The sequence below is a fragment of the Paenibacillus sp. TSM33 genome, from assembly GCF_056099025.1.
In genome coordinates this window covers 1-255 of sequence record NZ_JBLZXB010000071.1, presented here as the reverse complement: position 1 = coordinate 255, position 255 = coordinate 1, and the positions used below count along the sequence as shown (strand labels likewise).

1 protein-coding gene is annotated in these 255 nt (G+C 54.1%); it reads right to left on the bottom strand.

Translation table 11 applies throughout. The features are described from left to right. On the bottom strand, positions 1–255 hold a 255-nt coding region (locus ACN6NF_RS25940; protein ID WP_474320332.1), incomplete at both ends, for a condensation domain-containing protein.

Genomic DNA, 255 nt, shown 5'->3' with positions numbered 1-255 from the left:
ATGTCGAGCCAGTAGGCTTCCTGCTTGGCAAGCTGAGCTTTCTGCTCGTCCGATTGCTGCCATACCGCATAATCTTTGTACTGAATGCGAAGCGGCTCCAGTTGCTCCCCGCTGTACAAGCGGACGAACTCTTCGATCAGTACGTCAATCGAAACGCCGTCAGATACGATATGATGCGTATCGAACATTAGAATGTGTCGGTCCGGCGCCAGTTCGGCAAGGCCTACCCGCAGAAGTGGCGGCTTCGCTAGATCA